This is a genomic window from Pseudomonas sp. S8 (genome assembly GCF_050473925.1).
GTDB lineage: Bacteria > Pseudomonadota > Gammaproteobacteria > Pseudomonadales > Pseudomonadaceae > Aquipseudomonas > Aquipseudomonas parakoreensis.
Genome location: NZ_JBFDVZ010000016.1, coordinates 2,905,393 through 2,919,551, shown reverse-complemented (window position 1 = coordinate 2,919,551; position 14,159 = coordinate 2,905,393). Strand labels below are relative to the sequence as shown.

Sequence of the window (14,159 nt, the reverse complement as noted above, 5' to 3'; positions counted from 1 at the left end):
TTTTCCCGCCCGGCCCCGTGGATCTTTATCCACTTCGAATCCGGGTTTTGCCAGCGAACCGCTGATGACGGTTTTGAGATTTTCAGGTGGGGAGACTGGCGGATCACGCCAGCGCGGCCCATACATTCGTAAAACAAAGCCCACGGCACGCCGTGGGCTTTATTGGCAGTCAGTCAGGGCGCGCCTTACTGAGGCGAAACTTCAGTTTTCGGTTTGCCGAAGTGCCACTCGTAAACCACAAATTTGAAGTCCTTCAGGTCGCCCTTGGCGTCGAAGCTCAGGTCGCCGGTAGGGGTCTTGAAGGTGCCGGCGTGAATGGCTTCGGCCACTTTGGCCGCGTCTTCGGATTTGGCTGCCTTGATGCCTTCGGCAATCACTTCAACCGCCGAGTAGGAAGGGAACACGAACGGGCCGCTCGGGTCTTCTTTCTTCGCCTTGAAGGCATCTGCCAGGGCAACGTTGGCCGGATCCTGGTCGAAGGATTTCGGCAGGGTCACCAGCAGGCCTTCGGAGGACTCTTTGGCGATCTGCGAAATGGAGTCGTTACCCACGCCTTCCGGACCCATGAACTTGGCTTTCAGGCCTTTTTCCTGGGATTGACGCAGGATCAGACCCAGTTCCGGGTGGTAGCCGCCGTAGTAAACGAAGTCGACGTTGGCTTGTTTGAGCTTGGCGATCATCGAGGAGAAGTCTTTGTCGCCGGCGTTGACGCCTTCGAACACGGCGACTTTCACGCCTTTCTTCTCAAGAGTCGCCTTGACGGCGGTGGCGATGCCTTCACCGTATTGCTGTTTGTCGTGCAGTACGGCAACGATTTTCGGCTTCACGTGATCGGCAATGTAGTTACCGGCGGCAGGGCCCTGGGCGCTGTCCAGACCGATGGTGCGGAAGACCATTTTGTAACCACGGGCGGTGATGTCCGGGCTGGTGGCAGCCGGGGTGATCATCACCACGCCTTCGTCTTCGTAGATGTCCGAAGCAGGCTGAGTGGAGCTGGAGCACAGGTGACCAACCACGAACTTGACGCCGTCGTTGACGACCTTGTTCGCGACCGCTACGGCTTGTTTCGGATCGCACGCGTCATCGTATTCAACGGCTTCGAGTTTCTTGCCGTCGACGCCGCCCTTGGCGTTGATCTGCTCGATGGCCATTTTCGCGCCACTGAACTGCATGTCGCCGTATTGGGCTACAGGACCGGTTTTAGGGCCGGCGATACCGATCTTGATGGTGTCAGCGGCGAACGAATGGCTGGCAACCCCGGCCAGAACCATAGCGGCAAACAGTTTGGAAATCTGCTTAGTAGCCTTAGTCATAGTGCTCCACTCTTACTGTTGTAATTTTTTTGAGTTCTGGCGCCGTAGCAGCAGAACCGGGTCAGATATCTTGGCGATACCCTCCGGCAATGCCCCCGGCAACTGTACCGGTACAGTGTAGAGCGCCGGTTGTTGGCCTGGGAAGCTGGCGCGAGGGGGCAAAACTTGTGGGTGTCGCATTTTTGAATGAAAAAGACAGAATTGCGGCGGGGCTTTCGGGGGGCTTATGCCCCAAACAGCAGCATTCCTTGGCGTTCCTGCTCTTTTCGTTCGGTGAAGCCATTTGCAACCGGGTTTTTCTGCCGAACCACCGACGTTATCATTCGCGTCGATTTCTTTTCCGGACAGTCCCATGAATCAAGAACCTAGCACCCTCTATGCCAAGCTGCTTGGTGAAACCGCATCTATTACCTGGAAAGAGCTGGAGCCGTTCTTTGCCAAGGGTGCCCTATTGTGGGTCGACCCGGCTCTGGATTTGATCGCCGCCGCCGAGGCCGTGGCCTCGGATGATGGCGAGAAAGTCGCCGCCTGGCTGGCCGAAGACAAGGTAGCCAAGCTGTCTGAAACGCGGGCGCTGGATATTTTCGAGCGTGATCCACAGCTGTGGGCGGTGGTGGTGAGTCCGTGGATTCTGATCCAGGAAAGGGCGGCCATTTGAGACTGGGCACCTTTATGGTGCGTCTGGCCAGCAGCGAAAAGTGTGTAGCCGAGTAGCGTGATGGCACGTTGCCGTAGAGAAAGGCCACAAGCGTGCGTGGCCTCACGGTGACGTAAACGTAACGGGAACAGTTTATTGAGCAGCCTGAGGGCTGCTTAATTGTTTCTGGATGTTGGAAGGGCTGAGATTTTCAGGGAATTTGCGGGCCCCATCGCTGGCAAGCCAGCTCCCACAGGTTGTGTGGTGTTCACAAATGGTTGTGTTCACATGGACCCGGTGGGAGCTGGCTTGCCAGCGATTGGGGCGACTCGGTCGTCAATCAGACCGAGTAAGTCTTCCCGGTATGGTTATTCAGGGAAATTACCTTGGTCTTGCCGATCCGGTGACGGTAGATCTCGCGCAGGTACTTGATCGACTTCTTCACGCAATCGCGCGACAGGCGAATGTCGTTGATCGAGACGAACTTGTCCTTGTCGTTGATCAGCTCGCGGTACTTCTTCTCGTACATCGGCTTGATTGCGTACCAGTTGGTGTCGAGGATCTTCGCCGGGTTTTCGAACTCGTTGAGCAGGTCGTCGATGCGGTCTTCGTCAAAGTCTTCATTAATGATGAAGTCGAGGATCGAGTTGTCCAGGGTCTCGTCGAAACGGTACGGGGTCTTGGCGAAGCAACGCTTGATGAACGCCACGATCAGGGTCAGGAAGTCGTCCGACAGGCACGGACTCTTGGCGATCAGGGTGGTCAGCGACAGGTTGGCCGACGCACCGATCACCAGCGCATAACGCTTGAGCGTGGTGTTGGGGAACAGGCTGTTGAGGTGGGTCTTCAACCGGTTCAGATCCATGTAGGACAGCTTGTAGTCTTTCGGCAACGAAACGATCGAGACCACCGACGAGCAGTTCTTGAAGAAGTGCAGGTCGTGCAGCGCCGCGGCGTCGTAGCCGGAATTCTTGTACTGCTCCAGCGACGCGCGATAGCGCTTGGATTCGATTGGCAGCAGGCTGATGCCTTCGATGGCCTGGGTGACCTTGTTGAAGTGCGGCAGGTCGATCGAACGGAAGAACAGATCGTCGATGTTCAGGCGCTGCGGCTCTTTGTCGAATACCTTGAACTTGTCGCTGCTCGGCGGCGGGGTTTCCGGCACCACCGATTCGGCGTAGGCAATCGCCACCGGGCCGGCCAGGCTCATGAACAAGTCGTTGGCGTCGAGGCGAATGGTTTCGCCGATGTCGATGCCGGCGCGACGGAAGTAGTTCTGGTCGTAGTCGGTGGTCACCGCCTGCGCCGTCAGAATGTTGAAGATCTGCTGGGAGATGTACTGGTTGGCGTGCTTCTCCATCGCATTGACATCAATGTTCTGGATGTTGCCGTCATCGCTCTCTTCGGCGTAACGCATGATGTCGTTGGAGATCAGCATCATCGCGTTCCAAGGGCGAATACGGCCCATGACGCTGGCTTCGCTGCTGTCTTCATTGGCGAAGTTGTAGGAGAAATCCCATTCTTCCGACAGGTATTTGCACAGCAGGCGGCCGGCGTTGATGTGCAGCGCCTCAGACATTTCGCTGCGGTGATCGGAAATGTTCGGCAGCACGCAGATGCCGCTGGTGAAGATCGGCTCGAACACGAACGAATGCCCGCTCTTGCCGTCATGCTCGTCCATCGGCTTGGTGTCGAACGTCTTGTTCATGTACGAGTGCTGCTGTGCCAGGCCGAATTCCGACGCCATGCCCGAACCGGTACCGCCGCCGGCACTGAAGATCGAGAAGTACAGGCGCGACTGGTTGGCCTTGATGCCGCAGCTGTCGATCAGGTACGAGTGGATCATTTTCCAGTCAGGGCTGGAGAAACGCTGGGTGTCCTTGTTGAGGATGATCTTGGCCAGGTACTGACCGAGGATCGGCGCGTTACCGGCGCCACCGGCGTGGACTTCGGACAAGTCCATGATCTTCATTTTGCTGTAATCGCGCAGGAAGCCGCTTTTCTCGCCCTTGCGCGAGAAGCGGATGCGCCCGGCGATGTCCTTGTCGAGGTCGCCGAGCATCACCAGCGGCTCGACGAGGAACACCGGTTTGCTCGACTTGTTCGGGCCGATCCGCAGATTCTGCTTGATCCACTGGGCCGGGCTGTAGCCCTTGTCGGCCAGACGCCGGTCAGCGGCGCGGTCTTCGTTGTTGAATTCGTTGAGGTAGAACTTGCGCGCGTTGTACACCAGCTCCGCGACGTCGAGGGCGATGTTCGAGCCGCAGCGACCGAGGCCGATCAGGCACACCGACGGGAATTCCTGGTCGTTGTGCTGTTCGTTGTCGCCTTCCAGGTGCGGCGGGCGCGGGAACACCAGATCGCGCAGCCCGTCCAGGTTGTCGAGGATGCGGTCGGTGTTGGTTTCGGTGTAGTACAGATATTGCTGAGTGCCCAGCGGGCGCGAGGGAGGCAATGGCTTCGATGATGACGGGCTGTTTGCGGCAGGGCTCAGGGTCAGATCGGATACCGCAGTGGCGGGATTGTTTTTAGAAGTCATTGTGCGCCATATACCTGGACTGGTTGGTCCGCTGACCAGTGTCAGCGAGCCTCACGGAATAAGATCTCGCGTCTTTTATTGCGCGAATTTGGCCCGGGCGTCAGGGGCTTGGCCTGATCGTCGCGCGGGGGAATCCTTTCCTGATCGTTCATGAATCGGCCATTATTCGGTGATCTTTAATCGAAAAGAGGCAAAATGATGTCAACGCTACCTTCGTTGGGCTTTGCCGGAATCGGCCTGATGGGCTTGCCGATGTGCCACCGTTTGCTGGCGGCGGGCTACCCGTTGACCGTGTGGAACCGCAACCCGGCCAAGTGCGCGCCCCTGGTTGAAGCTGGCGCCCGGCAGGTGGCGACTCCAGCGGAGCTGTGCGAACACGCGGACGTGGTGATGCTGTGTTTGGCCGATACGGCGGTGGTGCGCGAGGTGGTGTTTGGCACTGGCGGCGTTGTTGAAGGTGCGAAAAACGGCCAGTTGCTGGTGGACTTCTCCAGCCTCGAGCCGACGGCTACTCGCGAGATGGCCGCTGACCTGGCAGGCAGAACCGGCATGGCCTGGCTTGATTCACCGGTGTCCGGCGGCGTGGTCGGTGCCGAGGCGGGCAGCCTGGCGATCATGGTCGGTGGTGCGGTGACGGATCTGGATCGGGTGCGCCCGGTGCTGCTCAGCCTCGGTCAGCGTGTCACGCACATGGGGGGCATCGGCGCCGGGCAGGTGACCAAGGCCTGCAACCAGATGATTGTTGCCTGCAACGCGTTGGTGATTGCCGAAGTGGTGGCGCTGGCCGAACAGGCCGGAGTCGATGCGCGCCTGATTGCCGAGGCGCTGGCCGGTGGTTTTGCCGATTCGAAACCGCTGCAGATCCTCGCCCCGCAAATGGCCGAAAGCCGTTTTGAACCGGTGAAATGGCACGTGCGCACGCTGCTCAAGGATCTCGATACGGCGGTGAAATTCTCCCGCGAACAAGGCTCGGCCACGCCGATCAGCGGATTGGCCGCACAACTGATGCGCCTGCATGGGGCGCAAGGTTTTTTGCAGAAGGATCCAGCGACTCTGGTACACCTGTACCGCGCGCCAGACTCAGTGGATTGACCACATGCGCGTGTTTGCGCTGGTTGATTTCCTCGAGCACCGGACGGAGTTCATCCAGTGGCACCGGGCGGCTGAGCAGATAACCCTGAATGAAGTCGCAGCCCGAACGTTCGAGAAACTCGTACTGCTCCAGGCTTTCCACGCCTTCGGTCACCACCTGCAAGTGCAGGGTGTGGGCCATGACGATGATCGCCTGGACGATCTCCATGTCGGCGGTCGCCGCAGGAATGTCGAGGATGAACGAGCGGTCGATTTTCAGCGTATTGAGCGGCAGGCGTTTGAGGTAGGCCAACGATGAGTATCCGGTGCCGAAGTCGTCGATCGACAGCGATACGCCGAGGGCCCGGATCTGCCGCAACAGCACCAGCGTGTTGGCGATGTTGCCCATCAGTGCGTTTTCGGTGACTTCCAGCTCCAGCCGTTCCGGCGCGACGCCAGCGCTGCGCAGTGCACTTTCGATTTCGTTGGCCAGTTCTTCCCGGGCGAGGTTGAGCGGTGAGCAGTTCCAGGCGATTTTCAGTTCGTTGCAGCCGTGGCGCGTCAGTTCGCCGAGGTCGGTGCAGGCGCGGCGAAGCACCCAGTTGTCCAGTTCGGCGATCAGGCCGTTGGTTTCGGCAATCGCGATGAAACGGTCCGGGGCCAGCAGGCCATGCACCGGATGCTGCCAGCGAATCAACGCTTCGAGTTTGGTCACCCGGCCGGTTTTCAGTTCGAAGATGGGTTGGTAATACAGCGTCAGCCCGTGGTCTTCACGCAAAGCCTGGCGCAGTTCTTCTTCCAGTTGCAGTTCGAGGCTGGCGCGGGTCTTCATGTTCGAACTGAAAAAATGCAGGCCGTTACGCCCGGCACCCTTGGACTGATACAACGCCAGATCGGCGTGCTTGAGCAGTTCTTCGCAGCTGGTGCCGTCGTCGGGGAACAGGCTGATACCGATGCTGGTGGTCATCACCATACGACGTCCGGCCAATTCGATCGGCTCCTTCATTTTCTGCATGATCCGTTGCGCCATGCTGCGCGCTTCCTCGCGGTCGTGCAGGCCGATCAGGATGCAGAACTCGTCACCGCCAAAGCGTGCGACCACGTCTTCATGGCTGCGCACCGAGCCTTTGATGTGGTTGGCGATGACTTTGAGCAGGGCGTCGCCGGCGTCATGGCCGAGGCTGTCGTTGATCCGCTTGAAGTGGTCGATGTCGAGAAACATCACCGCGAGCATGCCGCCTTCGCTGGTTTTCTGGCTGAGTTTCTCGGCGAAGATCTGGTTGAAACCGCGACGGTTGATCAGGTTGGTCAGGGCGTCGTAATTGGCCACTTGTTGCAGCGACATCCGAGCCTGATCGAGCTGGCTGAGCAGGGCATTGACTCGGCGCAGATCCTGCTCCTTGCTTTGCAGTTTCTTGTCGGCAAGTGCCGCGCTGATCGCGCTGCCGAGAATCAACAGTGTGATCAGCGCGATGGTCAGGCCCAGTTGCAGGTGATTGGTTTCGGCACTCAAGATGGGCGTGGCGCCTTCGGGCAACACCAGATGCAACGCGGCCATCCCGGTGAAATGCATGCTGATGATGCCGGCGCCGAGGATGATCGCGGCGGTGTATTTGAACAGTTGATGAAAACGCCCACTGCCTTCACGCAAGTAACCGGCGACCCACAGCGCGGCGAAACTGGCGCTGATCGCAATCACGATCGACAGGCAGAACAACAGCGGCTCGTAATAGGCGGTGGCCACCGAGTGCATCGCCGCCATGCCGACGTAATGCATGCCGGCGATGCCCAAGCCAATGACGATGGCGGTTTTCAGGTAATGCACCCGTGAGGGATGGGGCACGCTCAGGGTGTGCATCGCCAGCCACGAAGCGAGCAGGGCGATCACCAGGGAAAACAGGGTGGTGGCCAGTTCGTAATGGATTTCGATCGGTGTCTGGAACGCCAGCATGGCAATGAAGTGCATCGCCCAGATACCGCCGGCCAGGCAAGTGGCGCCGATCCAGCGCCAGACCCGTTGCGAGCCCGGGTCTTCGGCATGGCCGACCCGCTCGGCCATGTCGAGGGTGGCAAAACTCGCGGCGCAGGCGACCAGATAAGCCACCAGCACCAGCAAGGGATTGTGTGTGCAATCGAGAATGACCTGCCCGCCGTCCGGCAGCTCGGTAACAAACTGCAAACCAAGCCACTCCATAGCATCCCCGTCTCTGAAGTCGTCCCTTCTGCGTCAGAAACGCAGGCGAATGAGAGGAGTATAGAGGCGGTTTTTATCGTGCAAGCGATAGTGGCATATTGGCGCCAACCATTTCGGCATGAGCCTCATAGCGATTGGCGCTAAGCGTCAGGCGCTCTGGTCGTAGGGGATCTGATTCCAGTCCTTCTCAAGGGGCGGCAAGCCGAAGCGGGCGCGGGCCTTGTCGCAATCGACATTCTGTTCGCCGTTCTCCCAGGACGATTCGAATTCGCGGCAGGGGCTGGAGCGCTGCTCATAAATCGAGCACTGCACCTGACTGCCCACCTCGCCGACCAACGCCGTACAACGCGGTGACTTGCAGTCGGTGCCGTTCATCGCCACCCGGCTGGGGCTGATCTGCGTCACCAGCTCATCGGGCACTGTGCCGCCGGAGGAGGCGCATTCACCCCAGAAAAAAGACACGCGAAAATGGGAACAGCAGGCACCGCAATTCAGACACGGACTGACTTCGGACATTAGGAGGGCATCAAAGGGGTTGATCGGCGAATCCGGACGGATCCGGCGGCTATTCTAGGCTTCGCCATGAACTTGGGAAGGGGGGCGCGAAAGTATTTTTTTGTAGCCGGGTTTTGCCGCTAAACCCCCGGTTTACGGGGGATTGCTGCGTTATCAAGGGCTTACGTTTCTTTACAGTGCCATGGCTCATTATCAGCTTGACGAATGATCACAGACAGCTACGCACCGCCTGTCTAGATTGCAGGTTCCGGGCTCGGATGCGTCGGCAGTGAAGCCCTCATAACAATAAAGAGACGGACCCATGCAGAACTCGACCCAAGCGGCGAATGCCTGGCGCATTCTGTTCCTGTTGTTCCTTGCCAACCTGTTCAACTTCTTCGACCGCACCATTCCGGCGATCATCATCGAGCCGATCCGCATGGAGTGGCACCTCAGTGACTTTCAACTGGGGATCGTCGGTACCGCGTTTACCCTGGTTTATGCGATTGCCGGTCTGCCGTTAGGCCGCATGGCCGACACTGGCTCGCGCAGCAAACTGATGGGCTGGGGTCTGGCGACCTGGAGCGCACTGACGGCGGTCAACGGTCTGGTTGGCAGTTTCTGGAGCTTTCTGCTGGTGCGCATGGGGATCGGCATTGGCGAAGCCAGTTATGCACCGGCCGCCAACTCGCTGATCGGCGACCTGTTCCCGGCGCACCGCCGGGCGCGGGCCATGGGCATTTTCATGCTCGGGCTGCCCTTGGGATTGTTGCTGGCGTTCTTCACCATCGGTGCGATGGTCAAGGCGTTCGACAGCTGGCGTGCGCCGTTCTTTATCGCGGCGGTGCCGGGGCTGATCCTCGCGGTATTCATGTTCTTCATCAAGGAACCCAAGCGCGGCGCGGCGGAAACCGTGCAGGTGTCCCAGGATAAAGTCGACAGGCCGATCCGCCGTGTCCTCGCCGTGCCGACATTCCTGTGGCTGGTGATGGCAGGCTTGTGTTTCAACTTCGCCACCTATGCCTGCAACTCGTTTCTGGTGCCGATGCTGCAGCGCTACTTCCTGATGCCGTTGCAGGACGCGGCGGTGGCAACCGGGGTGATTGTGGGGATCACCGGGTTGATCGGCCTGACACTCGGCGGCTGGCTCGCTGACAAGATTCATCAGCGAGTCGCCAGCGGCCGGCTGCTGTTTGCCGGCTTCAGTCTGATCATCTCGACCCTGTGCACGGCCTGGGCGTTGCACGCCGGACGGGTCGAGATTGGCGTGTTCGTCGCGGTGTTCAGCGTCGGCTGGCTGTTTGCCTATAACTTCTACACCTGCGTGTACACGGCGATCCAGGACGTGGTCGAGCCGCGCCTGCGAGCGACGGCAATGGCGTTGTTCTTTGCCGGGCTGTACTTGCTCGGCGGCGGATTGGGGCCGGTGGTGGTGGGGGCCTTGTCCGATCACTTCGCCAAGTCGGCGATGCTTTCGGCGGGGGCTGAGCAGATGACCGAGGCGTTCAAGGCTGTCGGGCTGCATGACGCGATGTATCTGATTCCGGTGGCGCTGTTCTTGACCATGGTGTTTCTGTTTCTGGCGGCGCGGTGTTTTGTGCGGGATGCGCAGCGGATGAAGGCGGGGTTGGTGGCAGTGGTTGAGCCTGATGTTTCTGTGGCGACTGCATGATTGCTATCGCTGGCAAGCCAGCTCCCGCAGTGACCGAGTCACACGCATAATTTGTAAACACTCCAAACCCTGTGGGAGCTGGCTTGCCAGCGATGGGGCCATCAGCGTCAGCTGATAAATACCAGCCAAACAAAAAGGCCCGCATCACTGCGGGCCTTTTCATTTACAGCGGTGGGGCAGGGTGGTTTAACCCGCCACCAACACCCGAATCGCTTCCAGACGCAGCGCCGCTTTATCCAGCATCGCCAGACCCTGTTCACGCTGCTGGCGCAACGCATCGAGTTCGCTGTCGCGCACGGTCGGGTTGACCGCTTGCAACGCGGTCAGGCGCGCCAGTTCTTCTTCGGTGTCGGCTGCCAGACGGCGCCGGGCCTCGGCCACGCGCTCGGCGTGACGCGGAGTGACCTTGTCTTCACCCGCGTTGATCCGTGGCGTCAGCTGATCGCGCTGGGCCTGGATGAACTTGTTGGCGCTGGCGCGAGGTACGCTTTCCAGTTGATCGTTGAGGGTTGCGAACGAGACCCGTGGCGACAGGTCGTTACCGTTGGCGTCGAGCAGGCAGCGCAAGGCGGCCGGCGGCAGGTAGCGGCCCAGTTGCAGCGAACGTGGGGCAACCACTTCGCTGACATAGAGCAGTTCCAGCAGCACGGTGCCCGGTTTCAGTGCCTTGTTCTTGATCAGCGCGACGGCGGTGTTGCCCATCGAACCGGACAGCACCAGGTCCATGCCGCCCTGCACCATCGGGTGTTCCCAGGTGATGAACTGCATGTCTTCGCGCGACAGCGCCTGGTTGCGGTCGTAGGTGATGGTCACACCTTCGTCGTCGCCCAGCGGGAAGCTGGCGTCGAGCATCTTCTCGCTCGGCTTGAGGATCAGGGCGTTTTCCGAGTGGTCTTCGCTGTCGATGCCGAACGCATCGAACAGGGTTTCCATGTAAATCGGCAGGGCGAACTGGTCGTCCTGTTCAAGGATCGCCTCGACCAGCGCATCCCCTTCGCCAGCACCGCCGGAGTTGAGTTCCAGCAGACGGTCGCGACCGGTGTGCAGCTCTTGTTCCAGACGCTCGCGCTCGGTGCGGGCCTCGTCAATCAGTGCTTGCCACTCGCCGTCATCGGCTTCTTCGAGCAGCGGCAGCAGGCGCGGGCCGAACTGATGCTGCAAGGCGTTGCCGGTCGGGCAGGTGTTGAGGAACGCGTTCAATGCTTCGTGGTACCACTGGAACAGGCGCTCTTGCGGGCTGGTTTCCAGGTACGGCACGTGCAGTTCGATGATGTGCTTCTGGCCGATCCGGTCGAGACGACCGATGCGCTGCTCGAGCAGGTCCGGGTGCGATGGCAGATCGAACAGCACCAGGTGATGAGCGAACTGGAAGTTGCGACCTTCACTGCCGATTTCCGAGCAGATCAGCACTTGCGCGCCGAACTCTTCGTCGGCGAAGTAGGCGGCGGCGCGGTCACGCTCAAGGATGTTCATGCCTTCATGGAACACCGTGGCCGGAATGCCGGAACGCACGCGCAGGGCGTCTTCCAGGTCCATCGCGGTTTCGGCGTGGGCGCAGATCACCAGCACTTTGGTGCGCTTGAGCATTTTCAGCTGATCGATCAGCCACTCGACGCGCGGGTCGAATTTCCACCAGCGCTCTTCTTCGCTGGCGTCCGGCTGGGCCTGGAAGCTGACTTCCGGGTACAGCTCGGCGTGATCGCCCAGCGGCAGCTCGAGGTATTCGTCCGGGCATGGCAGCGGGTAAGGGTGCAGTTTACGCTCGGGGAAACCCTGCACCGCGGCGCGGGTGTTACGGAACAGTACGCGGCCGGTGCCGTGGCGGTCGAGCAGCTCACGCACCAGACGGGCGCTGGCTTCGCTGTCGCCATCGTTGACCGCGGTCAGCAGGGCTTCGCCTTCGCTGCCGAGGAAACCGTGGATGGTCTTGTGCGCTTCGGGCGACAGGCGTCCCTTGTCGAGCAGCTCCTGCACGGCTTCGGCCACCGGGCGATAGTTCTCGCTCTCGGCGCGGAAGGCGGCCAGGTCGTGGAAACGGTTCGGGTCGAGCAGGCGCAGACGGGCGAAGTGGCTGTCCTGACCGAGTTGTTCCGGGGTCGCGGTGAGCAGCAGTACGCCGGGAATCACTTCCGCCAGTTGCTCGACCAGCGCGTACTCCGGGCTGACCTTGTCTTCGTGCCACACCAGGTGATGGGCTTCGTCGACCACCATCAGGTCCCAGCCGGCGGCGAACAGGGCATCCTGCGCCTTCTCGTCGTCGACCAGCCATTCCAGGGCAACCAATGCCAGCTGGGTGTCTTCGAACGGGTTGGTGGCATCGCTTTCAATGAAGCGTTCTTCGTCGAACAGCGCGACCTGCAGGTTGAAGCGGCGGCGCATTTCCACCAGCCACTGGTGCTGCAGGTTTTCCGGCACCAGAATCAGCACGCGATTGGCGCGGCCCGAGAGCAGTTGGCGATGGATCACCAGACCGGCTTCGATGGTTTTCCCCAGGCCCACTTCGTCTGCCAGCAGAACCCGTGGCGCGATGCGGTCGGCGACTTCACGGGCGATGTGCAACTGGTGCGCGATCGGTTGCGCACGCACGCCGCCCAGGCCCCAGAGCGAGGACTGCAATTGGCGGCTGGTGTGTTCCAGGGTGTTGTAGCGCAGGGAGAACCATGGCAGCGGGTCGATCTGTCCGGCGAACAGACGGTCGCTGGCCAGACGGAACTGAATGAAGTTCGACAGCTGGGTTTCCGGCAGGGTGACGGCTTCGTTCTGCCCGTTGAGACCGTGATAGACCATCAGCCCGTCGACATCGTCGACTTCGCGCACGGTCATCTTCCAGCCTTCGAAGTGAGTAATGGTGTCACCCGGCGAGAACCGAACGCGGGTGAGGGGCGCATTCCGTAGCGCGTACTGGCGGGTTTCGCCAGTGGCCGGGTAAAGCACGGTCAACAAGCGGCCGTCCTGTGCCAGAACGGTGCCTAAACCAAGCTCTGCTTCGCTGTCACTGATCCAGCGTTGCCCCGGTTGATACTGCTGCGCCATGCTGCCTGACTCCCACCTTGAAAAAGCGGGCTATCTTAACGGAATGCAGGCCTCCAGACCAAAGGTTTACGAGTGTAGGAGCTGCCGAAGGCTGCGATCTTTTGATCTTCGGGAACGCTTGCGTTCTACGGTGTTCCATTAAAGATCGCAGCCTGCGGCAGCTCCTGCAGTGCCAACCCGATCACAGATTTGCGACGGATGGCTCAAGGCGCCTTTGCCGCAGCCGATAGCCTGCTGACAGGAGACCCTTTATATGCTGCCACCGATGCTCCCCCTGAGCGCTGTGCCGATCACTTCCCAGCAGGATCCGATTCGCCAGCGGCCGGACATTCCTCCGGTGGTGCCGGTGCAGGAAAGCTCCAACGAAAGCACGATCGACCTGCAAAAGCGCGACCCGGAAGAGGACCGTCTGCTGGCGCGCGAAGAACAGCGCCGTCAACAGGAACGCGATCGGCGCCGTCGCGAAGCCGATGAAGACCCGGAGGAGCATCTGGCCGTGCCGGGTACCGAGCTCAATGCCGACAACACCGTGCCGGTGGTGCCGCTGATGGAAGATCAGCCGCGCCAGGGCTTGTGGGTCGATATCGAGATCTGAGTCCGCCGATTTACACGAATTGTTGTCGGGTGCTGGTGTCAGGCTGCATGATTGGCGCAGCCCTGCCGCTGACGCGGCAGTTGTGTTTTCTTCAAGTGATGCGCTGAACGCCATGAGCCAAGATGAAAAACTGATCGACCTCGGCACTGAACGCGCCAAGCGTGTGCATGATCTCAACGAAAAGCGGCTGAACGAAGTGCGCAAGGCCTTCGAGCAGGCCATGCCGTTGGGAAAAACCCAGAAAAAGCCGAAAAAGAAACCGAAAAAGCGTTGATCGTCCCCTGCATCCTTTGATGCAGGTCAGTTATTTTCCCGCCTTTATCCTCTGTGTTGACCGGACTTGATCCTGGTCAATTTCTGCGCCTGCGCGATTGCTTAACTTAGCTCCATCGCAGCAAAGCAGGGGCCAGGAGGCCACAGTCATGTTTTTCGATAACGTGGTGTTTGCCGGGGTTCTGACCGTAGGTCTCATGGTTCTGTTTTTTGCAGGGTTTGGATTTTTTATCTGGAAGGACGCGCATAAGCGCAAGAAGTAGTCCTTTCTGGATTGAATGAGCACGCAAGGCATTTTGGGCGACTTCGGTTGCCCTTTTTTTTTTTGTCTTGGCGG

11 protein-coding genes are annotated in these 14,159 nt (G+C 59.9%); 6 read left to right on the top strand and 5 right to left on the bottom strand.

Going from position 1 to position 14,159, the window contains the following annotated elements; genetic code table 11:
- Positions 1–185: 185 nt before the first annotated feature.
- Positions 186–1,313 carry a branched-chain amino acid ABC transporter substrate-binding protein gene (locus AB1J88_RS14310; protein ID WP_047292128.1) on the bottom strand — a complete coding sequence of 376 codons (1,128 nt, stop codon included), beginning with the start codon at positions 1,311–1,313 and terminating at the stop codon, positions 186–188.
- 352 nt (positions 1,314–1,665) lie between these two features.
- Here AB1J88_RS14310 and AB1J88_RS14305 point away from each other — a divergent pair, with 352 nt between their 5' ends.
- Positions 1,666–1,971 carry a DUF2288 domain-containing protein gene (locus AB1J88_RS14305; protein ID WP_123586963.1) on the top strand — a complete coding sequence of 102 codons (306 nt, stop codon included), beginning with the start codon at positions 1,666–1,668 and terminating at the stop codon, positions 1,969–1,971.
- A gap of 319 nt (positions 1,972–2,290) precedes the next feature.
- On the opposite strand, the gene AB1J88_RS14300 is transcribed toward AB1J88_RS14305, so the two are convergent.
- Positions 2,291–4,489, bottom strand: coding sequence for a hypothetical protein (locus tag AB1J88_RS14300; RefSeq protein WP_047601140.1), 2,199 nt, complete (start codon positions 4,487–4,489; stop codon positions 2,291–2,293).
- Positions 4,490–4,684: 195 nt separating this feature from the next.
- Between AB1J88_RS14300 and AB1J88_RS14295 the strand changes: the two genes are divergently transcribed.
- Positions 4,685–5,581: an NAD(P)-dependent oxidoreductase gene (locus AB1J88_RS14295; protein WP_430291309.1), complete on the top strand. Its 897-nt coding sequence runs from the start codon at positions 4,685–4,687 to the stop codon at positions 5,579–5,581.
- On the opposite strand, the gene AB1J88_RS14290 is transcribed toward AB1J88_RS14295, so the two are convergent.
- Both AB1J88_RS14290 and AB1J88_RS14285 read right to left on the bottom strand, forming a co-directional pair.
- Entirely contained in the window at positions 5,472–7,754 is a 2,283-nt protein-coding gene (locus AB1J88_RS14290) for a putative bifunctional diguanylate cyclase/phosphodiesterase (protein WP_430291308.1), read from the bottom strand. The two genes, AB1J88_RS14295 and AB1J88_RS14290, sit on opposite strands and share 110 nt — an antisense overlap.
- Positions 7,755–7,901: 147 nt before the next feature.
- Complete coding sequence (locus tag AB1J88_RS14285) at positions 7,902–8,270, bottom strand: YkgJ family cysteine cluster protein (protein WP_041070557.1); 369 nt, start codon at positions 8,268–8,270, stop codon at positions 7,902–7,904.
- A 301-nt stretch (positions 8,271–8,571) separates the two neighbouring features.
- Here AB1J88_RS14285 and AB1J88_RS14280 point away from each other — a divergent pair, with 301 nt between their 5' ends.
- Entirely contained in the window at positions 8,572–9,921 is a 1,350-nt protein-coding gene (locus AB1J88_RS14280; protein ID WP_430291307.1) for a spinster family MFS transporter, read from the top strand.
- A 186-nt stretch (positions 9,922–10,107) separates the two neighbouring features.
- Here the strand turns inward: AB1J88_RS14280 and rapA are convergent, their stop codons facing one another.
- Positions 10,108–12,954 (bottom strand): RNA polymerase-associated protein RapA, encoded by a 2,847-nt coding sequence (gene rapA, locus AB1J88_RS14275; protein WP_430291306.1) that lies wholly within the window; start codon positions 12,952–12,954, stop codon positions 10,108–10,110.
- 253 nt (positions 12,955–13,207) lie between these two features.
- Here rapA and AB1J88_RS14270 point away from each other — a divergent pair, with 253 nt between their 5' ends.
- The 3 genes from AB1J88_RS14270 (at position 13,208) to ccoM (ending at position 14,085) form a co-directional block, all read left to right on the top strand.
- Positions 13,208–13,549 (top strand): hypothetical protein, encoded by a 342-nt coding sequence (locus AB1J88_RS14270; protein WP_003222394.1) that lies wholly within the window; start codon positions 13,208–13,210, stop codon positions 13,547–13,549.
- 19 nt (positions 13,550–13,568) lie between these two features.
- Entirely contained in the window at positions 13,569–13,823 is a 255-nt protein-coding gene (locus AB1J88_RS14265) for a hypothetical protein (RefSeq protein ID WP_131669914.1), read from the top strand.
- 148 nt (positions 13,824–13,971) lie between these two features.
- A complete protein-coding gene (gene ccoM / locus AB1J88_RS14260; RefSeq protein WP_041070550.1) occupies positions 13,972–14,085 on the top strand; it encodes a cytochrome c oxidase subunit CcoM in 114 nt (37 codons plus the stop codon).
- The last annotated feature ends 74 nt before the right edge of the window (positions 14,086–14,159 follow it).

Coding starts and splice junctions, on each gene's coding strand:
- AB1J88_RS14310 (WP_047292128.1), bottom strand. CDS start 1,313: ATGACTAAGGCTACTAAGCAGATTTCCAAACTGTTTGCCGCTATGGTT.
- AB1J88_RS14305 (WP_123586963.1), top strand. CDS start 1,666: ATGAATCAAGAACCTAGCACCCTCTATGCCAAGCTGCTTGGTGAAACC.
- AB1J88_RS14300 (WP_047601140.1), bottom strand. CDS start 4,489: ATGACTTCTAAAAACAATCCCGCCACTGCGGTATCCGATCTGACCCTG.
- AB1J88_RS14295 (WP_430291309.1), top strand. CDS start 4,685: ATGATGTCAACGCTACCTTCGTTGGGCTTTGCCGGAATCGGCCTGATG.
- AB1J88_RS14290 (WP_430291308.1), bottom strand. CDS start 7,754: ATGGAGTGGCTTGGTTTGCAGTTTGTTACCGAGCTGCCGGACGGCGGG.
- AB1J88_RS14285 (WP_041070557.1), bottom strand. CDS start 8,270: ATGTCCGAAGTCAGTCCGTGTCTGAATTGCGGTGCCTGCTGTTCCCAT.
- AB1J88_RS14280 (WP_430291307.1), top strand. CDS start 8,572: ATGCAGAACTCGACCCAAGCGGCGAATGCCTGGCGCATTCTGTTCCTG.
- rapA (WP_430291306.1), bottom strand. CDS start 12,954: ATGGCGCAGCAGTATCAACCGGGGCAACGCTGGATCAGTGACAGCGAA.
- AB1J88_RS14270 (WP_003222394.1), top strand. CDS start 13,208: ATGCTGCCACCGATGCTCCCCCTGAGCGCTGTGCCGATCACTTCCCAG.
- ccoM (WP_041070550.1), top strand. CDS start 13,972: ATGTTTTTCGATAACGTGGTGTTTGCCGGGGTTCTGACCGTAGGTCTC.